Annotated in this window: 1 protein-coding gene (cut by a window edge); it reads right to left on the reverse strand. The window is 75.1% G+C overall.

Going from position 1 to position 23,633, the window contains the following annotated elements; translation table 11 throughout:
* Positions 1 to 23,633, reverse strand: the 3' portion of a protein-coding gene (locus tag MicB006_RS15170) for a type I polyketide synthase (protein ID WP_116506936.1). It continues 6,199 nt past the right edge of the window; only the last 23,633 of its 29,832 coding nucleotides appear in the window; its start codon lies off the right edge, out of view; the stop codon is at positions 1 to 3.

Genomic DNA, 23,633 nt, shown 5'->3' on the forward strand with positions numbered 1-23,633 from the left:
CTAAATCCCCGGCAAATTGCCGCCGGGGCCACCCAGCTCGCGGTGGATGAAATCGAAGATCTCGGCATCGGTGGCGTCGTCGAGGGTGTGCGTAGCCGATTTCTCCTCGACGGGACCACGGTCGTCGCCCCACCGGGCGACGAACGCCTGCAGCTGCACCAGCAGCTTCTGCCGGGTCAGCCGGTCCGGCGCGTCGGCCGCGAAGACACCGTCGAGCCGTTCCAGCTCGGCGAGCAGCGGGGCCGCCGCGGCGGCGCCGTCCTCCGCGAGCCGGTCGCGCAGGTGCCGGGCGAGGGCCGCCGGCGTGGGGTAGTCGAACACCACGGCGGCGGGCAGTTGGACGCCGGTGGCGGCGCGGAGCCGGTTGCGCAGCTCCACGGCCGTCATCGAGTCGAACCCGACCTCGCGGAACGCCCGGTCGGGCTCCAGCCCCGCGTCCCCGCCGTGGCCGAGCACGGTCGCCGCCAGGCCGCACACGAGGTCGACGAGGACGCCTTCGCGGTCGGCGGGGCTCAGCGGCCGCAGCCGCTCCCGCAGCGCGGTCGCCGCCTCGTCGTCCGCCGGCTGGCGCTCGTCGTCGGCGGGCATCGCCGCGCCCGCCTCCGGGACCCCCGTCAGCAGCGGGCACGGCCGCATCGACGCGAACGTCGGCACGAACCGGTCCCAGCGCACGTCGGCGACGATCAGCCCCGCCTCCGCCCGCAGCGCCTGACCGAACGCCTCGAGGGCCAGCTCCGGGGGCAGCCCCGGCAGGCCCCGCCGACGCAGCTGCGCCTGCTCGGGCGAATCGGGGTCGTCGCTCCACGGGCCCCACGCCACGGCGGTCGCCGCCAGTCCCCCGTGCCGCCGGTTCGCCGCGAGCGCGTGCAGCAGCGCATCGCCGGCGGACTGGCCGGCCCGGCCGCCCGCGCCCCACACCCCCGTGGTCGAGGTGCACAGCACGAACGCGTCGAGCGGGCGATGCGCCAGCTCGTCGGCGTACCTGGGGACGTCGCCGACGGTGGCGGCCAGGTCGGCGGCCAGGCCGGCGAGGGTCAGCTCGGCGAGCGGCACCGAGCCGGTCTCGGCCGGGACGTGCACGAGCGCGGTCACCGACCGTTCCTCGGCGGCGAGCTGCTCCATCAGGTCGCCGAGCTTGCCCGTGGCCGGTGAGGCCAGCGGGAGCACCTCGGCGCCGTGGCGTCCCAGCCAGTCGGTGGTGTGCCGGGCGAGGGCGCCGGTCCCGCCGGTGAGCAGGACGGTTCCGTTCGGCCGGTAGCCGTCGCCCGCCGCCGGCAGCCCGGTGTCGCGGACCAGCCGCCGGGTGTGCACGCCGGCCTCCCGGACGGCGAGCTGGTCCTCACCGTCGACGTTGACCAGCGCCCCGACCAGGGCCGCGTACGCCGCCTCGGCCGGGCCCGCCGGCAGGTCGACGACTCCGCCGACGTGCCGGGGGTGTTCCAGCGCGGCGACGAGGCCGAGGCCCCACGTGGTGGCCTGCGCCGGGTGCGCGACCGCTTCCCCGCCGACGGCGACGGCGCCGGTGGTGGCCAGCCACAGCGGTACGGCCGGCCCGGAGCGGCCGGTGTGCGCCTGCACCAGCAGCAGGTTCGCCGCCAGGCCGGTCGGCAGTGCGGTCTGCTCCGGGTGCGGCGCCTCGTCCAACGCCAGCAGGGACAGCAGCGCCGTCGGCTGGTGCGCGGCGGCGAGCCGGTCGAGGTCGGCGGCCAGACCGTCGCGGGTGGCGGTGGCCGGGTCGACGGTCAGCAGGTGCACCGTCGCGGCGGCGGCCGTGAGGGCGGCGAGCACCCGGTCGGTGACCTGGTGCGGCGGGGCCACCACCAGCCACGTGCCCGGGTCGGCGCCGGTCAGCGCCCGGCGTTCCCAGGTGACCCGGTACCGCCAGCCGGCCAGGGTGCCGTCGAGCTGCTGGCGACGCCGCCACGACTCCAGTTCCGGCAGCAGCTCGCGCATCGGCTGGTCCGGGTCGAGGCCGAGGCGGCCCAGGTCGCCGTCGGTGACGGCCCGCCAGAACGCGTCGTCGACCGGGTCGGCGGCCGGTGCCGGCAACATGTCGAGGGTCGGCCAGTAGCGCTGCGGCCGGAACGCGTACGTCGGCAGCTCGGGCAGCAGGCGGGGATCCGGGCGGGGGCCGGCCAGCGCGGCGAGCACCGCCGCCCAGTCGACGTCCCGCCCGGTGCCGTCCACGACGGCCAGCGCGGCGAGCAGGGCGGCCGGCTCGTCGGCGCCGGCGCGCAGCGCCGCCACGGCAGTGCCGTCCTCGTCGCCGGGCAGCAGGCCGGCGGCCATCGCCGTCAGCACCGCCTGCGGTCCGAGCTCCAGGAAGGTGTCCACGCCCGCGTCGCGCAGCGCGGCGATCCCGTCGGCGTACCGGACGGCCTCGCGGACGTGGCGCACCCAGTAGTCGGGCGTACGGATCTCGTCGGGCTCGGCGAGCCGCCCGGTCAGGTTCGACACGATCGGCAGCAGCGGCGCGGCGAACGCCAGTCCGTCGAGGACGGCCCGGAACTCGGCCAGCATCGGCTCCATCAGCGGGCTGTGGAACGCGTGGCTGACCCGCAGCCGGCGGGTGCGCACCCCGCGTTCCCGCCAGAGCCGCTCCAGCCCGTCGAGGGAGTCGACGGCCCCGGCGAGCACCACGGCGGTGGGGCCGTTGACGGCGGCGACGCCGACCCGGTCACCCAGCCCGGCCAGGGACTCGACGACGGCCGCCTCCTCGGCGGCGACGGCGAGCATTCCGCCCCCGGCGGGCAGGGCCTGCATGAGCCTTCCCCGGGCGGCCACCAGCGTGGCGGCGTCGGCGAGGGACAGCACGCCGGCGACGTGCGCGGCGGTGATCTCGCCGATGGAGTGCCCGGCGACGTGCCCGGGCACCACCCCGAACGACTCGACCAGCCGGAACAGGGCCACCTCCAGCGCGAACAGCCCCGCCTGGGTGAAGACCGTCTCGTCGAGCAGCGCCGCCTCGGCGCTGCCTTCGGCCGCGAACAGCACCGGCTTCAGCGGCTGCGGCAGCTGGTGGTCCAGGGCCGCGCAGACCTCGTCGAGGGCCGCCGCGAAGACGGGGAACGTGTCGTACAGCTGGCGGCCGGCGCCGGGGCGCTGGGCGCCCTGGCCGGAGAACTGGACGGCGAGGCCGCCGGCGCGTCGCCGGGCGGTGACCACCGCTGGGTGCTCCTCCCCGGCGGCCAGGGCGCGCAGCGCGGCCAGTCGGGTCTCCCGGTCGGCGGCGATCACGGTGGCCCGCCGGCCGAGGTGGGCGCGGCCGTCGGCGAGCGCCCAGGCGACCAGGCCGGCCGGGTCGTCGCCGATCGCGACGCGGTCGGCCAGCCTCCCGGCCTGCTCGCGCAGGGCGGGCAGATCGGCGGCGGAGACCGGCCACGGCAGGGCCACGGCGCGGTGGTCGCGTCGCGCTTCGCCGTGCCCCGCGGTCACTTCGAACGCTGCGGTGTCGGCGGCGGCGACCGGCTCCGGGGCCTCCTCGATGATCACGTGGGCGTTGGTGCCGCTGATGCCGAACGAGGAGACGCCGGCCCGGCGGGGTCCGTCCGTGGCGGCCCACGGTCGTGCTTCGGTGAGCAGCGCCAGCGTGCCGGAGGACCAGTCGACGTGCGGGGTCGGCGCGTCGACGTGCAGGGTCTTCGGCAGCACCTCGTGTTGCAGGGCCAGCACCATCTTCATCAGGCTCGCCGCGCCCGCCGCGGCCTGGGTGTGGCCGATGTTCGACTTCACCGACCCGAGCCACAGCGGCCGCTCGGCGGTTCGGTCCCTGCCGTACGTGGCCAGCAGCGCCTGCGCCTCGATCGGGTCGCCGAGGGTGGTGCCGGTGCCGTGTGCCTCGACGACGTCCACGTCTGCGGGGGTGAGGCCGGCGTTGTCCAGCGCGTGCCGGATGACCCGCTGCTGGGCGGGCCCGTTCGGGGCGGTGAGGCCGTTGCTCGCGCCGTCGGAGTTGACGGCGCTGCCCCGTACGACGGCGAGGATCCGGTTGCCGTCGCGCTGGGCGTCGGAGAGCCGCTGGAGCAGCAGGACGCCGACGCCCTCGCCCCAGCCGGTGCCGTCGGCGGCCTCGGCGAACGCCTTGACCCGCCCGTCGGCGGCGAGGCCGCGCTGCCGGGAGAACTCCAGGAACGCGCCCGGGGTCGACATCACCGTCACGCCGCCGGCGAGGGCGAGGTCGCACTCGCCGCTGCGCAGCGCCTGCGTGGCGAGGTGCAGGGCCACCAGCGACGACGAGCAGGCCGTGTCGACGGTGACCGCCGGGCCGTGCAGCCCGAACGAGTACGCCAGGCGGCCCGAGACCACCGACGCGCCGTTGCCGGTCGCCTGGTAGCCCTCCACCTGCGAGCGGGCGCCCAGCAGCAGCGTGGCGTAGTCCTGCCCGTTGGTGCCCATGAAGACGCCGGTGGCGGAGCCGCGTACCCGGTGCGGGTCGATGCCGGCGCGTTCGAAGGCCTCCCAGGTGGTGTGCAGCAGCAGCCGCTGCTGCGGGTCCATGGCGAGGGCCTCGCGCGGGTTGATCCCGAAGAACGCGGCGTCGAACCCGGCGACGTCGTTCAGGAACCCACCGCTGCGGGTGTAGCTGGTGCCGACCCGCTCCGGGTCGCTGTCGAACAGGCCGTCGAGGTCCCAGCCCCGGTCGGTCGGCATCGGCGTGACCGCGTCCACCCCCTCGGCCAGCAGCCGCCACAGCTCCTGCGGCGACGACACCCCGCCCGGGAAGCGGCAGGCCATGCAGACGATCGCGATCGGCTCGTCGGCCGCCGGCCGGGCAGAGGCCACGCCGCCGGTGACCGGGCCGCCGTCCGCGCCGATGACGATTTCGGTACGCAGGAAGCGGGCCAGTTCCGCCGCCGACGGGTGGTCGAAGACCACTGTCGACGGCAGGGTCAGGCCGGTGACCCGGCCCAGCCGGTCCCGCAGTTGCACGGCGGCGAGGGAGTCGAAGCCCAGCTCCCGGAACGCCCGGCCGGCTGGCACCTGGTCGGTGGTGGGGTGGCCGAGCACGGCCGCCGCCTCCGCGCGGACGAGGTCGACCAGCAGCGCCTCCTGGCCGGTCGCCGGCAGCGTGGCGAGCCGGTTGCGCAGCCCGTCGGTGGCGGCGGCGCTCTCCGGCCGCTGCGGCTCCTCGGCGACGGCGGGGGCGACCCGGTCGAAGAGGTGGCTCGGCCGTGCGGCGGTGAACGCCGTGACGAACCGGGACCAGTCGACGTCCACGATCACCGGGGCCGCCTCGGGGGCGTTCACCCAGCGGCCGAGCGCCGCGACGGCGGCGTCGGGCGCGAGCGGGCTGAACCCGCGGCGGCGCAGGCCGTCGGCGGTCTCCCCGGCGGCCATGCCGTCCTCCGCCCACGGGCCGTACGCCAGCGCGGTGGCGGGCAGGCCCTTCGCCCGGCGGGCTGCGACGAGGGTGTCGAGCAGGGCGTTGCCGGCCGCGTAGCCGGCCTGCCCGCCGCCGCCCCAGACTCCGGCGACCGAGGAGAAGACCACGAACGCATCGAGGTCGCGACCCCGGCAGGCGGTGTCGAGGTGCAGGGCGCCGAGCACCTTGCCGGCCAGGGTCTCCGACAGCTCGCCGTCGGTCACCTCGTGCGCTGCGGTGGTGCCGCCGGACGCCCCGGCGGTGTGCACGACGGCGGTCAGCTCCGGCAGCCCGGAGACCAGAGCCTCGACCGCGGCCCGATCGGTGACGTCGCACGCCGTCACCCGCACCGCGCCCAGCTCGTCGACCAGCTCGGCCGCGCCCGGCGCCGCCGGACCCCGCCGCGAAGCCAGCACCACCTCGGCCGCCCCGTTCGCCAGCAACCAGCGCGCCACATGCCGACCCAACGCACCCGTACCACCGGTCACCAGCACCGTCCCGGCAGGCCGCCAACCCACACCCACCGGCGGCACGGCCGGCACCAGCCGCCGGCCGAGGACGCCCTGGGGGCGGATCGCCACCTGGTCGTGCCCGGCGTCGGCGAGGACGGCGAGCAGCGCGTCGGCCGTGGCGCGGTCGGCGCGGGCGGGCAGGTCGACCAGGCCGCCCCAGCGGTCCGGCTGTTCGAGGGCGACGACCCGGCCCAGGCCCCAGGCCAGGGCCGCCCAGACGTCGTCGACCCGTTCGCCGGCCGTGACGGGCATCGCGGTCCGACTGAGCGCCCACACCCGTCCGGCCAGGCCGGTGTCGGTGAGCGCCCGGACGAGGGTGAGCAGGGCGGCCGTGCCAGCGGGCAACGCCGGCGTGTGCGCCGGGGGCCGGTCCTGGCGGGGCAGCACGCAGAGCACCCCGGCCCAGCCGTCCCCGCTGATCCGGCGCAGCCGCTCGCCCAGGTCGGCGCGGTCGAGGGTGGACGCCACGGTGAGCGTGTCCACCCGGGCGCCGGCCTGGGTGAGGGTCTTCGCCACGCCCGCGTCGGCGCCGCTGTCGACGGTGACGATCAGCCATCGCCCGGACAGCCTGGTCTTCGGGTTCGGCCGGACCGGCTCCCACCCGATCCGGTACGACCACCCGTCCAGCGCGGTGTCCCGGGACCGGTGACGACGCCAGCGCGAGAGGACCGGCAGGGCTGGGCCGAGCGTGTCCAGGGCGTCGGGGTCGTCGCCGAGTTCGGCGGCGAGGGCGGCCAGGTCGCCACGCTCAACGGCGGTCCAGAACTCGACGTCGCCGCCGTCCGGGGCGGCCCGCTTCTCGGCCGTGCCCTCGGGCCAGTAGCGCTGGTGCTGGAAGGCGTACGTCGGCAGGTCGACGCGGCGCGCGCCGGTGTCGGTGAACCACTGCGTCCAGGTCACCGGCACGCCGTGGACGTGCAGCTCCGCCAGGGCGTGCAGCAGCGCGTGCGCCTCCGGACGGTCCCGGCGCTGCACCGCGACGGCCAGCACGGCGTCGTCGCCGGGCAGCACGTCGGCGGCCATCGCGGTCAGGACGCTCTGCGGGCCGACCTCCAGGAACGTGTCGATACCGGCGGCCCTCAGGGCGGTGATCCCGTCGGCGTACCGGACAGCCTCCCGCACGTGCCGCACCCAGTAGTCGGCCGTGCGGATCTCGTCGCCGGCCAGGGCCCCGGTCACGTTCGACACGACCGGCAGCAGCGGCGCGGAGAACGTCAACCCGTCCAGGACCGTGCGGAACTCGTCGAGCATCGCCTCCATCAGCGGACTGTGGAACGCGTGGCTCACCGTCAGCCGGCGCGTACGCACACCCCGCCCACGCCAGACCCGCTCCACCTCGTCGAGAGCCTCGACGGCACCGGACACCACCACTGCGGCCGGACCGTTGACCGCCGCGATACCGAGGCGGTCGGTCATCCCGGCGAGAGACTCCGCCACCGCAGCCTCGTCGGCCGCCACGGCCAGCATGCCGCCGCCCGTGGGCAACGCTTGCATCAACCGACCCCGCGCGGCCACGAGGACGCACGCGTCGGGCAGGGACAACACCCCGGCCACGTACGCCGCCGTCACCTCACCGATCGAGTGACCAGCCACCACGTCGGGCACGACCCCGAACGACTCCACCAGACGGAACAACGCCACCTCAACCGCGAACAACCCGGCCTGCGTGAACACCGTCTGATCCAGCAACCCCGCCTCGGCGGTGCCCGCCTCGGCGAACAGCACCTCCCGCAACGGACGCGGCAGCAACGGATCGAGGTGTCCGCACACCTCGTCCAGCGCGGTCGCGAACACCGGGAACCCGGCCGACAGCTCCCGGCCCATCCCGGCGCGCTGCGCGCCCTGGCCCGAGAAGAGCAGCGCGAGCTGGCCGCGTACGGCGGTGGAGCCGGTCACGACGGTCCCGGAGGGCTCGCCCGCATCGAGGGCCCGAAGCGCGGTGAGCAGGTCGTTGCCGTCGGCCACCACGGCGACGGCACGCTGTTCCAGCGCGGGCCGGGTGGTGACGGAGGACCAGGCCACGTCCAGCGGACGCGGGGCCTCGTCGACGCTCAGCCACCGCGCCCACCGGCCCGCCTGGCCGGCCAGGGCCGCGTCGGAGCGCGCGGACAGCAGCACCGGCACGACCGGCACCTCGCGGACGACAACCTCCCCCTCAACCACCTCAGCAGGCGGCTGCTCGATGATCACATGCGCGTTCGTGCCGGAGATCCCGAACGACGACACCGCCGCCCGACGCGGCCGGTCCACCGCCGGCCACGGGGTCGCCTCCGTAGCCAGGGCCACCGCCCCCGCCGACCAGTCGACATGCGGGGACGGCTCGTCCACGTGCAACGTCGCCGGCACCAGGCCGTGGCGCATCGCCATGACCATCTTGATCACACCGGCCACACCCGCAGCCGCCTGCGTGTGCCCGATGTTCGACTTCACCGACCCGAGCCACAGCGGCTCCCGCCCCTGCCGGTCCTGCCCGTACGTGGCCAGGACGGCCTGCGCCTCGATCGGGTCGCCCAGCGTCGTGCCGGTGCCGTGCGCCTCGACCACGTCCACGTCGGCGGTGGTGAGCCGGGCGTTCGCGAGGGCCTGCCGGATCACCCGCTGCTGCGACGGACCATTCGGCGCCGTCAGCCCGTTCGACGCGCCGTCCTGATTCACGGCCGTGCCCCGCACCACGGCGTAGATCTTCCGGCCCTCGCGCTGGGCGTCCGACAGACGCTGCACCAGCAGCACGCCCACGCCCTCGGACCAGCCCGTACCGTCCGCCGACGCCGCGAACGACTTACACCGACCGTCGGCCGACAGACCACGCTGCCGGGAGAACTCGATGAACGTCCCCGGCGTCGCCATCACCGTCACACCACCAGCCAACGCCAGGTCGCACTCGCCGGAACGCAACGCCTGCGCGGCGAGGTGCAGCGCCACCAGCGACGACGAGCACGCCGTGTCGACAGTGACCGCCGGGCCCTCCAGCCCGAAGGTGTACGCCACCCGACCGGACAGCACGCTGCCGGAGGTGCCGGTCCCGACGTAGCCCTCCACCTCGGTCGGCAGGTCCATGAGCCGGGAGGCGTAGTCGTGGTACATGACACCGGCGAACACACCAGTCCGGCTGCCCCGAAGCCGCTGCGGATCAAGCCCAGCCGACTCGAACGACTCCCACGACGCCTCCAACAGCAACCGCTGCTGCGGATCCATCGCCAGGGCCTCGCGCGGCGAGATCCCGAAGAAGCCCGGGTCGAACTCGGCCGCCCCGTACAGGAAACCACCATGGCGCGTGTACGACGTACCGCTGCGGTTTGGGTCCGGGTCGAACAACGACTCCAGGTCCCAGCCCCGGTCCGCCGGGAACTCGGAGATCCCGTCGCCGCCGCCGGCCAGCAGCGCCCACAGTTCGTCGGGGGATTCCACCCCGCCCGGGTAGCGGCAGGCCATGCCCACGATCGCGATCGGCTCGTCGGTACCGACGACCGTGCCGGCGACCGGTGCGGTGGCCGACGAGCGAACGCCGGCCAGCTCCGACCACAGGTGGTCGGCGAGCACGGCCGGGGTCGGGTAGTCGAATACGAGCGTCGAGGCCAGCCGCAGCCCGGTGGCCGCGTTCAACCGGTTACGCAGGTCCACCGCCGTCAGCGAGTCGAAGCCCAACTCCCGGAACGCCCGGTCCGCCGGCACCGACTCCGCACCACTGTGGCCCAGCACCTGCGCAACGAGGCCCCGTACCAGCACGTCGATATGGGCGCGGCCCTCGTCCTCGGTGAGCCCGGCGAGCCGCTCGGCCCAGCCGCCACCGCCCTGCCCCACCTGGCGGCGGGTGCTGCTCACGCCGATCAGGGTGCGCAGCACGGCCGGCACGGTGCCGCCGGAGGTCGCCGCCCGCAGTGCGGGAACGTCGATCACGGCCGGTACGAGGGCCGGACGGTCGGCACGCAGGGCGGCGTCGAACAGCTCCAGCCCGACCTCGGCGCTCATCGGCGTCAAGCCCGCCCGCGCCGAACGCGCCCGGTCCGCCTCGTCGATCGACGCGGCCATGCCCGCGGTGTCCCACATGCCCCACGCCAGGCTGACCGCAGGCAACCCGAGCTGCCGCCGGTAGACCGCAAGCCCGTCCAGGAACGCGTTACCCGCCGCATACGCCGACTGACCCGGCGAACCCAACACACCCGCCACCGACGAGAACACCACGAACAGATCCAGATCAAGACCCGCCGTCGCCTCGTGCAACAACCAACCCGCCGACACCTTCGGCGCCAGCACCCTTGCCAGACGCTCCGCCGTCAGGCCCTCCACGACACCGTCGTCCAGGACACCGGCGGTGTGCACCACACCCGCCAACCGGCCCCCAGCGGAAACCTCCGCCACCAGCCCGAACACCTGATCCCGGTCCGTCACGTCACGGGCCACCACCCGCACCGACGCACCCAACGCGGACAACCGCTCCGACAACTCACCCGCACCCGCAGCCTCCGGACCACGACGCGACACCAACACCAGCGACCGCACGCCGTACGCCGACACCAGGTGCTCCGCCACCAGCGCGCCCAGCGCGCCCGTACCGCCGGTCACCAGCACCGCACCGTCACCCACGACCGGCGTCTCCGCCGCCGTGACGCCGGCCCGGACCAGGCGCGGCGAGTACACCGCACCCCCTCGGACGGCCAACTGGCCGCCGGTCGCGGCCGGTTCCCGCAGGACGCCGTCCAGCAGGGCAACCAGCGCGGCGTCCAGGTCGCCGTCGACGTCCGCGAGGACCATGCGGCCCGGGTGCTCCGACTGCGCCGAACGCAGCAGACCCCACACCGCCGCGCTCGCCAGGTCGGTCACCCGGTCGCCGTCGCCGATCGACACCGCGCCCCGGGTCACGACCACGAGCCGCGAGTCCGCCAGGGCGTCCGCCGCGAGCCAGGACTGCACCGTCGCCAGCACGTCCGAGGTCACTGCCCGGACCGACTCCGGGGTCGCCGCGCCGGGCGCGGGGAACACCGGCAGCAGCAGCGTCCGGGGGACGGACTCCTCCCCCGCGACCGTCGCCACGTCGGCGTACGTGGGCATTCCTACCGGTGCCTGCAGCTCCAGGCCGCCGGTCACCAGCGCCCATCCGGAAAGTTCCCCGGCGGGTGCGGCCTGCACGGCCGGCCACCGCAGCTCGAACAGCGACCGCGTGGCCACGCCCGGCGCGGCCACGCCGGTCAGCTCCCGCAGGGCAAGGGAGTCCACCGACACGACCGGCGCGCCCGCCTCGTCGTACGCGGCCAGCCGCAGCCCGGAGCCGTCGCGGGTCAGGCGTACCCGCAGCGCCCCCGCTCCCGAGGCGTGCACCTGCACGCCCTCGAACGCGAACGGCACCCGTGGCCCGCCCGGCTCCTCGCCGCCCAGCAGCAGCCCGATCGGGTGCAGGGCGGCGTCCAGCAGCGCCGGGTGCACGCCGAACCCGGCGGCCTCCGTCGCGTCGTCCGGCAGGACCACCTCGGCGTACACCTCGTCGCCGCCGGTCCAGGCACGCCGGAGCCCCTGGAAGGCCGGCCCGTACGTCAGGCCGTGTTCCGCCAGCGTCGGGTACCAGTTCGCCAGGTCGACCTCCGCCGCGCCGGCGGGGGGCCAGGTGACCGGGTCCGGCTCGTCGGCGGTGGAGGGCTCCAGCACGCCCTCCGCGTGCCGGGTCCAGCCCGCCTCGGGGTCGTCGTCGGGGCGGGAGTAGACGGCGACGGGACGCTGCGGCGACTCCGACGTGGACACCCGCACCTGGATCCGCACGCCTCCCGTTCCGGGGAGGGCCAGCGGGGCGGCCATGGTCAGCTCCCGCAGCCGGGAGAGGCCCACCTCGTCGCCGGCCCGCACCGCCAGCTCGACCAGGGCGGTGCCCGGCACCAGCGTCAGCCCGGAGACCGTGTGGTCGGCCAGCCACGGGTGCGTGGTCAGGGAGAGCCGGCCGGTCAGCACCATCTCGTCGTCGCCGGCCAGGTCCACCGTCGCGCCCAGCAGCGGGTGCCCGGTGCGGCCGAGCCCGGCCCCGGACACGTCGCCCGTACGCGCCCGGCCGGCGGTGGGCCAGTAGCGCTGGTGCTGGAAGGCGTACGTGGGCAGGTCGACGCGGCGCGCGCCGGTGTCGGTGAACCACTGCGTCCAGGTCACCGGCACGCCGTGGACGTGCAGCTCCGCCAGGGCGTGCAGCAGCGCGTGCGCCTCCGGACGGTCCCGGCGCTGCACCGCGACGGCCAGCACGGCGTCGTCGCCGGGCAGCACGTCGGCGGCCATCGCGGTCAGGACGCTCTGCGGGCCGACCTCCAGGAACGTGTCGATACCGGCGGCCCTCAGGGCGGTGATCCCGTCGGCGTACCGGACAGCCTCCCGCACGTGCCGCACCCAGTAGTCGGCCGTGCGGATCTCGTCGCCGGCCAGGGCCCCTGTCACGTTCGACACGACCGGCAGCAGCGGCGTGGCAAAGGTGAGGCCGTGCAGGATCGTGCGGAACTCGTCGAGCATCGGCTCCATCAGCGGGCTGTGGAACGCGTGGCTCACCGTCAGCCGGCGAGTGCGCACACCCCGCTCCCGCCAGACCCGCTCCACCTCGTCGAGAGCCTCGACGGCACCGGACACCACCACTGCGGCCGGACCGTTGACCGCCGCGATACCGAGGCGGTCGGTCATCCCGGCGAGAGACTCCGCCACCGCAGCCTCGTCGGCCGCCACGGCCAGCATGCCGCCGCCCGTGGGCAACGCCTGCATCAACCGACCCCGCGCGGCCACGAGGACGCACGCGTCGGCCAGGGACAACACCCCGGCCACGTACGCCGCCGTCACCTCACCGATCGAGTGACCAGCCAGCATGTCCGGCACGACCCCGAACGACTCCACCAGACGGAACAGCGCCACCTCGACCGCGAACAACCCGGCCTGCGTGAACACCGTCTGATCCAGCAACTCCACCTCGGCGGAACCCGACGACGCGAACAGCACCTCCCGCAACGGACGCGGCAGCAGCGGGTCGAGGTGTCCGCACACCTCGTCCAGCGCGGCGGCGAACACCGGGAACCCGGCCGACAACTCCCGGCCCATCCCGGCGCGCTGCGCGCCCTGGCCCGAGAAGAGCAGGGCGAGCTGGCCGCGCTGGCCGGTGGCGCCGGAGACGACCGTACCGGTGGGTTCGCCGTCGGCGAGGGCGGTCAACGCCGCGACCGGGTCGTCCCGGTCGGCGGCGGTGACGACCGCCCGGTGTTCCAGCGCGGGCCGGGTGGTGACGGAGGACCAGGCCACGTCCAGCGGACGCGGGGCCTCGTCGACGCTCAGCCACCGCGCCCACCGGCCCGCCTGGCCGGCGAGTGCGGCGGCGTCGCGGGCCGACAGCAGCACCGGCACGACCGGCGGCACGTCGCGGGCGACGATCTCGCCCTCGATCGTCTCAGCCGGCGGCTGCTCGATGATCACATGCGCGTTCGTGCCGGAGATCCCGAACGACGACACCGCCGCCCGACGCGGCCGGTCCACCCGCGGCCACGGGGTGGGCTCGGTGGCCAGGGCCACCGCCCCCGCCGACCAGTCGACGTGCGGCGACGCCTCGTCCACATGCAACGTCGCCGGCACCAGACCGTGCCGCATCGCCATGACCATCTTGATCACACCGGCCACACCGGCAGCCGCCTGCGTGTGCCCGATGTTCGACTTCACCGACCCCAACAGCAACGGCCGATCCTGCGGACGCTCCTGCCCGTACGTCGCCAACAACGCCTGCGCCTCGATCGGGTCACCCAGCGTCGTGCCCGTGCCGTGCGCCTCCACGGCATCCACGTCCGCCGGGGACAGGCGCGCGTTCGCCAGCGCCTGCCGGATCACCCGCTGCTGCGACGGACCGTTCGGCGCCGTCAGACCGTTCGACGCACCGTCCTGATTCACGGCCGTGCCACGTACCACCGCCAGCACGCGGTGCCCGTTGCGCCGCGCGTCCGACAGCCGCTCCACGAGCAGCACGCCGACGCCCTCGGACCAACCGGTGCCGTCGGCGGACGCCGCGAACGACTTGCAGCGGCCGTCGGACGACAGGCCGCGCTGCCGGGAGAACTCGATGAACGTCCCCGGCGTCGCCATCACCGTCACACCACCAGCCAACGCCAGGTCGCACTCGCCGGAACGCAACGCCTGCGCGGCGAGGTGCAGCGCGACGAGGCTGGAAGAACAAGCGGTGTCGACGGTGACCGCCGGGCCCTCGAGCCCGAAGGTGTAGGCGACCCGACCGGACAGCACGCTGCCCGACGTGCCCGTGCCGACGAAGCCCTCGGCGTCCGGCGGCAGGTCCATCAGGCGGGAGGCGTAGTCGTGGTACATGACGCCGGCGAAGACACCGGTCCGGCTGCCTCGAAGCCGCTGCGGGTCCAGCCCCGCCGACTCGAACGACTCCCACGACGCCTCCAACAGCAACCGCTGCTGCGGATCCATCGCCAGGGCCTCACGCGGCGAAATCCCGAAGAAGCCCGGGTCGAACTCCGCCGCCCCGTACAGGAAACCACCATGGCGCGTGTACGACGTACCGCTGTGCTCCGGGTCCGGGTCGAACAGGCTCTCCAGGTCCCAGCCGCGATCGGTGGGGAACTCCGAGATCCCGTCGCCGCCGCCGGCCAGCAACGCCCACAGCTGGTCCGGACTATCGACGCCACCGGGGTAGCGGCAGGCCATGCCCACGATCGCGATCGGCTCGTCGGTGCCGGCGGTGAGCACCGCCGTCCGGCGGGCGGTGATCTGCCCGGAGACCTGCTCGTGCAGGTGGTCGACGAGCACGGCCGGGGTCGGGTAGTCGAACACCAGCGTCGAGGCCAGCCGCAGCCCGGTGGCCGCGTTCAACCGGTTACGCAGGTCCACCGCCGTCAGCGAGTCGAAGCCCAACTCCCGGAACGCCCGGTCCGCCGGCACCGACTCCGCACCACCGTGGCCCAACACCTGCGCGACCAGACCCCGTACCAGCACGTCGATCTGGGCGCGCGCCTCGTCGGGCGCCAGGCCCGCGAGCTGGTTGGCCCAGTCGCCGCTCCGCGCGGCCCGTCGCCGGGCCGCCGTCGACCCGATCAGGGTACGCAGCACGGCCGGCACCGGGCCGGCGCCGAGCGCTGCGCGCATCGCCGGCACGTCGATCACGGCCGGCACCAACGCCGGCCGCTCCGCCACCAGGGCGGCGTCGAACAGCTCCAACCCGATCTCGGCGCTCATCGGCGTCAGACCCGTCCGCGCCGAACGCGCCCGGTCCGCCTCGTCGATCGACGCGGCCATACCGTCCGTGTCCCACATCCCCCACGCCAGGCTGACCGCAGGCAACCCGAGCTGCCGCCGGTAGACCGCAAGCCCGTCCAGGAACGCGTTACCCGCCGCATACGCCGACTGACCCGGCGAACCCAACACACCCGCCACCGACGAGAACACCACGAACAGATCCAGATCAAGACCCGCCGTCGCCTCGTGCAACAACCAACCCGCCGACACCTTCGGCGCCAACACCCCCACCAGACGCTCCGCCGTCAGCCCCTCCACCACACCGTCGTCCAACACACCAGCCGTGTGCACCACACCCGCCAGCCGACCCCCGGCGGCCACCTCGGCCACCAGCGCGCCGACCTGGTCCCGGTCGGTCACGTCACAGGCAACGACCCGCACCGACGCACCCAGCGCCGACAACCGCTCCGACAACTCACCCGCACCCACAGCCTCCGGACCACGCCGCGACACCAACACCAGCGACCGCACACCATGCACCGACACCAGATGCTCCGCCACCAACGCGCCCAGCGCACCCGTACCACCGGTCACCAGCACCGCACCATCACCCACAACCGGCGTCTCCACCGACACCGGGGCGACCGCGCGCACCAGACGCGGCACGAACACCGCACCCGCACGCACCGCGACCTGACCGCCGTGCGTCGACGGCTCGTCGGCCACCGTGGTCAGCACACCCAGCAGCCCGGCATCCACGTCACCGTCCACGTCCGCCAGCACGATGCGACCCGGGTGCTCCGACTGCGCCGACCGCAGCAGACCCCACACGGCCGTACCGGCCAGGTCCGACACCCGGTCGTCCGCCGCCACCGACACCGCACCCCGCGTCACCACCACGAGCCGCGACTCCGCCAGCGCATCGGCTGCCAGCCAGGACCGGACGGTCGCCAGCACCTCCGAGGTCGCCGCGTGTACCGCGTCGGGGACGGCCGTCTCCGGCCCGTCGAGCGGCAGCAGCAGCGCCCTCGGTGCGACCGTCCGGCCGGCGTCGACCGCCGCGACGAGCGCCTCGACGTCGCCGTACGCCGGCAGGTCGGCGGTTGCCGGCGAGCCGACCAGCGCCCACCCGGAGAGGTCCCCGGTGGCGGCGATCTCCTCGGCCTGCCAGGTGAGTTCGAACATCGCGCGGGCCGCCGCGCCCGCCGCGGTCACGCCGGTCAGCTCGCGCAGGGCGAGGGAGTCGACCGAGACCACGGCCGCGCCCGACTCGTCGCACGCGACCAGACGCACCGCCGAGCCCGTACGCGACAGCCGCACCCGCAGCACCCGCGCACCCGAGGCATACACCTGCACACCCTCGAACGCGAACGGCACCCGCGCCCCACCCGAACCCTCCGCACCCACCAGCAGCCCGAGCGGATGCAGCGCCGCATCCAGCAGCGCCGGGTGCACACCGAAGCGCGCCGCCTCCGTCGCCACCTCATCCGGCAACGCCACCTCGGCGAACACCTCGTCGCCGCCCGTCCACACCCGGCGCAGCCCCCGGAACACCGGCCCGTACGCCAGGCCACGCTCCGCAAGCACCGGATACCAGCCCGCCACGTCCACCTCGGACGCACCGACCGGCGGCCACTCCCCCACGCCCGGCTCGTCGGCCGACACCGGCTCCAGCACACCCTCCGCATGCCGCACCCAGTCAGCCTCCGGATCACCCTCGGACTGCGAGTGCACCGCCACGACCCGGGTGCCGGTCTCGTCGGCCGCACCGACGCGCACCTGCACCCGCACCGCGCCGGACTCCGGCAGCACCAGCGGCGCGGCCACGGTCAGCTCCCGCACCCGCGACGCGCCCACCTCGTCGCCCGCCCGGACCGCCAACTCCACCAGAGCGGCACCGGGAACGACCACCACACCGGACACGACGTGGTCGGCGAGCCACACCTGGGTGGTGAGGGACAGCCGGCCTGTCAACACCACCATGTCCTCGCCCGCCACGGAGACCGCCGCGCCGAGCAGCGGGTGCCCGGCCACGCCGAGGCCCGCCCCGGACACGTCGGCGGTACGCGTCTGGCCCGCGCCGAGCCAGTACCGCTGGTGCTGGAAGGCGTACGTCGGCAGGTCGACCCGGGCGGCGCCGGCGTCGGTGAACCACTGCGTCCAGGTCACCGGGACGCCGTGGACGTGCAGGTCGGCGAGGGCGTGCAGGAGTGCCTGCGCGGCGGGCCGGTCCCGGCGCTGGACGGCCACCGCGAGCGCGTCCTCGGCGAGCAGGTCGGCGTTCATCGCGGTCAGGACGCTCTGCGGGCCGATCTCCAGGAAGGTGTCGACCCCGGTGGCCCGCAGGGCGGCGATGCCGTCGGCGTAGCGGACGGCCTCCCGCACGTGCCGCACCCAGTACTCGGCGCGGGTGATCTCCTGCGGGTCGGCGAGCGCGCCGGTCAGGTTCGACACCACCGGCAGCAGCGGCGCCCGGAACGTCAGCCCCGCCAGGACGGCGCGGAACTCGTCGAGCATCGGTGCCACCAGCGGGCTGTGGAACGCGTGGCTGACGGTGAGCCGGCGCGTACGCACACCTCGGTCCCGCCAGACCCGCTCCACCTCGTCCAGGGCCTCGACGGCACCGGACACCACCACTGCGGCCGGACCGTTGACCGCAGCGATACCCAGCCGATCGGTCATCCCGGCGAGAGACTCCGCCACCGCAGCCTCGTCGGCCGCCACGGCCAGCATGCCGCCGCCCGTGGGCAACGCCTGCATCAACCGACCCCGCGCGGCCACGAGGACGCACGCGTCGGCCAGGGACAACACCCCGGCCACGTACGCCGCCGTCACCTCACCGATCGAGTGACCAGCCAGCATGTCCGGCACGACCCCGAACGACTCCACCAGACGGAACAGCGCCACCTCGACCGCGAACAACCCGGCCTGCGTGAACACCGTCTGATCCAGCAACTCCACCTCGGCGGAACCCGACGACGCGAACAGCACCTCCCGCAACGGACGCGGCAGCAGCGGGTCGAGGTGTCCGCACACCTCGTCCAGCGCGGCGGCGAACACCGGGAACCCGGCCGACAGCTCCCGGCCCATCCCGGCGCGCTGCGCGCCCTGGCCGGAGAAGAGCACGGCCAGCTGCGTACGCGTCGCGCCCGTGCCGGTGACCAGGGTGGCGGCCGGCTCACCGTCGGCGAGGGCGCGCAGCCCGGCCAGCAGTTCGTCCCGGTCCGTCGCGGTGACCACCGCGCGGTGCTCCATGACGGCCCGGCTGACGGTCGACGACCAGCCGACGTCGAGGGGGCGCAGTTCCTCGTCGCCGGCGACCCAGCGGGCCCAGCGCTCCGCCTGGGCCGCGACGGCGGCCTCGGAGCGGGCCGACAGCAGCACCGGCGACGGCAGCTGCCCGGCGGTGGGCGTCGGCGCGCCCTCGCCCCGGGTCGGCTCCGCCTCGGCGGGCGGCTGCTCGATGATCACATGCGCGTTCGTGCCGCTGACGCCGAACGACGAGATCGCGGCGCGACGGGGCCGGCCCGCCGCGGGCCAGTCGCGGGCCTCGGTGAGCAGGGAGACCGCCCCGGCGCTCCACTCGATGTGCGGGGACGGCTCGTCGACGTGCAGCGTCGACGGCAGCACGCCGTGCCGCATCGCCATGATCATCTTGATGATGCCGGCTGCCCCGGCGGCGGCCTGGGTGTGGCCGATGTTCGACTTGACCGAACCCAGCCAGAGCGGCCGGTCGGCGGGCCGGTCCTGCCCGTACGTCGCCAGCAGCGCCTGCGCCTCGATCGGGTCGCCCAGGGTCGTGCCGGTGCCGTGCGCCTCGACGGCGTCCACGTCGGCGGTGGTGAGCCGGGCGTTCGCGAGGGCCTGCCGGATGACCCGCTGCTGCGACGGGCCGTTCGGGGCCGTCAGCCCGTTCGACGCGCCGTCCTGGTTCACGGCGCTGCCCCGTACCACCGCCAGGATCCGCCGGCCCTCCCGCTGCGCGTCGGAGAGTCGTTGCACGAGCAGCACGCCGACGCCCTCGGACCAGCCCGTGCCGTCGGCCGACGCCGCAAAGGACTTGCACCGGCCGTCGGCCGACAGGCCCCGCTGCCGGGAGAACTCGATGAACGTCCCCGGCGTCGCCATGACGGTCACGCCGCCGGCCAGGGCGAGGTCGCACTCGCCGCCGCGCAGCGCCTGCACCGCCAGGTGCAGCGCGACCAGCGACGACGAACACGCGGTGTCCACGGTCACCGCCGGGCCTTCGAGCCCGAACGTGTACGCCACCCGGCCGGACAGCACGCTGCCGGAGGTGCCGGTGCCGAGGTAGCCGCCCACGCCCTCGGGCAGGTCCTGCACGCCGGAGGCGTAGTCGTGGTACATCAGGCCGGCGAAGACGCCGGTCCGGCTGCCGCGCAGCCGCGACGGGTCGAGGCCGGCCGACTCGAACGTCTCCCAGGACGCCTCCAGCAGCAGCCGCTGCTGCGGGTCCATGGCGAGCGCCTCGCGCGGCGAGATGCCGAAGAAGTCCGGGTCGAACTCGGCGGCCCCGTACAGGAAGCCACCGTGGCGGGTGTACGACGTCCCGGGGTTGTCCGGGTCGGGGTGGAAGAGCCGGTCGAGGTCCCAGCCCCGGTCGGTGGGGAACTCGCCGATACCGTCGGCGCCGGCGGCGACCAGGTCCCACAGCTGCTGCGGGTTCGTCACGCCGCCCGGGTAGCGGCAGGCCATGCCCACGATGGCGATCGGCTCGTCGACGTTTGTCGCCCGCACGGCCCGCTGCTGCGCGGCGACCTGGCCGGACAGCTGCTCGTACAGGTGCTCCGACAGGGCAGCGGGGGTCGGGTAGTCGAAGACGAGCGTCGACGTGAGCCGCAGTCCGCTCGCGCTGTTGATCCGGTTGCGCAGCTCGACAGCGGTCAGCGAGTCGAAGCCCAGTTCCCGGAACGCCCGGTCCGCCGGCACCGCCTCGGCGCCGCCGTGGCCGAGGACCTGCGCGATCATCCCGCGCACCAGCAGCGCCACCTGCGTACGCGCCTCCTGCGGGTCGAGGCCGGCCAGCCGGTCGGCCCACGCACCGGTGCCGGAGCGGCGGCGCTTCGCGGCCGGTCCCACCAGGCCCCGCAGCATCACCGGCACCCGGCCGGCGGCGGTCTGCGCCCGCATGGCGGGCAGGTCGACCACGGCCGGCACCAGCGCCGCGCCGCCGTGGGTCAGGGCGGCGTCCCACAGCCCGAGCCCGACGGGGGCGGTCATCGGGACCAGGCCGGCCCGGGTCACCCGGGCCCGGTCGGTGTCGTTGATCGACGCCGCCATGCCGTCGGTGTCCCACATGCCCCACGCGAGGCTGACGGCGGGCAGCCCGCGCTGCGCCCGCAGCACGGCGAGGGCGTCCAGGAAGGCGTTGCCGGCCGCGTACGCGGCCTGGCCGGGAGAGCCGAGCACCCCGGCGACGGAGGAGAAGAGCACGAACAGGTCGAGGTCCAGCTCGGCGGTCGCCTCGTGCAGCCACCAGCCCGCCGTGACCTTCGGGGCAAGCACGTCCGCCAGCCGGTCGGCGGTGATCCCGCTGACGATGCCGTCGTCGAGGACGCCGGCGGTGTGGACCACCCCGGCCAGGCGGTCGTCGGCGGTGATGGACCGGACCAGCTCGCCGACGCGCTCGCGGTCGGTCACGTCCGTGGCGACCACGCGGGCGGTCGCGCCCAGCGCGGCCAGCCGCCGCACCAGCTCGTCGGCTCCGGGGGCCGCCGGCCCCTGCCGGGACGCCAGCACCAGCGAACGCACGCCGTAGGCGGTGACGAGGTGTTCGGACACCAGGGCGCCCAGCGATCCGGTGCCGCCGGTGACGAGGACGGTTCCCCCGTCGAGGGTCGCCGGGGTCCGCGCGGCGCCCGTGGCGCGGACCAGCCGCGGCAGGTACGCCGTTCCCGAACGCACCGCGACCTGCCCGCCGAGGGCGGGGTCGTCGGCGGCTGCGGCGAGCAGGGCCAGCAGGTCGGCGTCCAGGTCGGCGCCGGGTTCCAGGTCGGCCAGCACGAGCCGGCCGGGGTGCTCCGACTGGGCCGAGCGCAGCAGGCCCCAGACCGCCGCCCCCGCCAGGTCGCTGACGCGGTCGTCGGCGCCGGTGGCCACGGCGCCGCGGGTCACGACGACCAGCCTCGAGTCCGCCAGCGGCTCGGCCGCCAGCCACGCCTGCACCGCGCCGAGGACGTCCGTCGTGACGGAGCGCACCACGTCGGGCACGTCCGTCCCGGAGGTCGCCGGGGTGACGGGTAGCAGCAGCGCCGCCGGGGCGGTGCCGTCCGTCGCCGCCGTGGTCAGAGCGGCGACGTCGGCGTACGCCGGGAGCTGCGGCGCGCCGTCGAGCGGGCGGTCACCGAGCACGGCCCAGCCGTACGCGCCGTCGGGCGCGGCGATCTGCTCGGGCTGCCAGGAGACCTCGAACAGGGATCGGTACGCCTCGTCCGGCGCGGCCGCCAGGCCGGTCATCTCGCGCAGTGCCAGCGAGTCCACCGACACCACGGGCACGCCCGTCTCGTCGGCGGCGACCAGCCGCACCGAGTTGCCGGAGGCGGTGAGGCGGACCCGGAGCGTCCGGGCGCCGACGGCGTGGACCTGCACACCCTCGAACGCGAACGGCACCTGGGGCCCGCCGCCCGGCTGGTCGGCGGGCAGCAGCCCGACGGGGTGCAGGGCGGCGTCCAGCAGCGCCGGGTGCACCCCGAAGCCCGCCGGGTCACCGGTGACCTCGTCGGGGAGGGCGACCTCGGCGAACACCTCGCCGTCGGCGGTCCACGCCCGGCGCAGGCCCCGGAAGACCGGCCCGTACGCGAGCCCGTGCTCGGCGACCGTCGCGTACCAGCCGGTGACGTCCACCTCGGACGCGCCGGGTGGCGGCCAGGCGCCCAGGGTGGGCTCGTCGGCAGTGGGGGCGCCGACGAGACCGTCGGCGTGCCGGGTCCAGCCCGACTCGGAGTCGTCCTCGGGCTGGGAGTGCACGGTCACCGAGCGGCTGCTGGTCCCGTCGACGGGACCGACCCGGACCTGGACCCGTACCCCGCCGCCGGTGGCGGGCAGCACGAGCGGGGCGAGGACGGTCAGCTCACGGACACGGGAGGCACCGACCTCGTCGCCCGCCCGGACGACGAGGTCCACCAGGGCGGTGCCCGGCACGACCACGGCGCCGGAGACGACGTGGTCGGCGAGCCACGGGTGCGTCGACACCGACAGCCGGCCGGTCAGCACCACCATGTCCTCGCCGGCGACCGACACCGCCGCGCCGAGCAGCGGGTGCCGCGCCACGCCGAGGCCGGCCCCGGAGACGTCGGCGGACTGGCCGGTGGGCGGCAGCCAGTACCGCTCCCGCTGGAAGGCGTACGTGGGCAGGTCGACCTGCCGCGCGCCGCTGTCGGTGAACCACTGCGTCCAGGTCACCGGCACGCCGTGCACGTGCAGTTCGGCGAGCGCGTGCAGCAGCGCCTGCGGGGCGGGACGGTCACGGCGCTGCACGGCCACCGCCAGCACGGCCTCGTCATCGGCGAGCAGGTCGGCGTTCATGGCGGTCAGGACGCTCTGCGGGCCGACCTCCAGGAACGTATCCACACCGGCAGCCCGCAGGGCGGCGACCCCGTCGGCGTACCGCACAGCCTCGCGCACGTGCCGCACCCAATACTCCGGCGTGCCGATCTCATCGCCGGCCAGGGCACCGGTCACGTTCGACACGACCGGCAACAACGGCGCCGCAAACGCCAACCCACCCAGAACCGCACGGAACTCATCAAGCATCGGCGCCATCAACGGACTGTGGAACGCGTGGCTGACGGTGAGCCGACGCGTGCGCACACCCCGACCCCGCCAGGCCCGCTCCACCTCGTCCAACGCGTCAACGGCACCCGACACCACCACGGCGGTAGGCCCGTTGACAGCGGCAATGCCGGCGCGGTCGGTCAGCCCCGCGATCGACTCCACCACCGCCGCCTCATCAGCGGCCACGGCCAGCATCCCGCCACCGGCCGGCAGCGCCTGCATCAACCGACCCCGCGCCGCCACGAGGACGCACGCATCCGCCAGAGACAACACACCCGCGACATGCGCAGCCGTCACCTCACCGATCGAATGACCAGCCAGCATGTCGGGAACAACCCCGAACGACTCCACCAGACGGAACAACGCCACCTCGACCGCGAACAACCCCGCCTGCGTGAACACCGTCTGATCCAGCAACCCCGCCTCAGCACTACCCGCCTCAGCGAACAGCACCTCCTTGAGCGGACGCGGCAACAACGGATCCAACTGCCCACACACCTCGTCCAGCGCGGCGGCGAACACCGGGAACCCGGCCGACAGCTCCCGGCCCATCCCGGCACGCTGCGCACCCTGACCCGAGAACAGCAGCGCCAGCTGGCCGCGCTGGCCGCCCGGGCCGGTGAGCACGCCGGCCGAGACCTCGCCCGCCGACACGGCTTCGAGGCCCGCCAGCAGTTCGTCCCGGCTCGCCCCGGACACGACGGCCCGGTGCTCCAGTACGGAGCGCGACGCCACCGACGACCACGCCACGTCGAGCGGGCGCGGGGCCCCGGTGC

The sequence above is a fragment of the Micromonospora sp. B006 genome (genome assembly GCF_003408515.1).
GTDB lineage: Bacteria > Actinomycetota > Actinomycetes > Mycobacteriales > Micromonosporaceae > Micromonospora > Micromonospora echinospora_A.